The 240-nt window shown below is 48.3% G+C and carries 1 protein-coding gene; it reads left to right on the top strand.

Annotated elements, in window-relative coordinates:
• On the top strand, positions 1-240 hold a 240-nt coding region (locus A3774_RS16905; protein ID WP_197468102.1), incomplete at both ends, for a hypothetical protein.

The following is a 240-nucleotide window of genomic DNA, read 5'->3' as shown; positions in this document are numbered from 1 at the left end:
TAGTGACGGGTCATCGAATGATGTGACTCTGCAATCGGTTTGGGCATCGATGGACCAGAGTTTAGTAAACGTTGAAACCGGTAATATAAGCGCCGGAACGGTACATGGTTTAGCTTTAGGCCAAGCGGGTGTCACGGCGAAATTTGGCGGTATGGAGCAGAGCAGCATGATCACGGTAAGTAGTGCAACGCTAACTTCGGTATCCATATCACCTGCTAATTCGACGATTCCAAAAGGAAC

Origin of the sequence: Neptuniibacter marinus, assembly GCF_001597725.1 — a bacterium.
GTDB classification, from domain to species: domain Bacteria; phylum Pseudomonadota; class Gammaproteobacteria; order Pseudomonadales; family Balneatricaceae; genus Neptuniibacter; species Neptuniibacter marinus.
The sequence above is the reverse complement of the archived record's forward strand: the minus strand, read 5'-3'. Positions and strand labels throughout refer to the sequence as shown.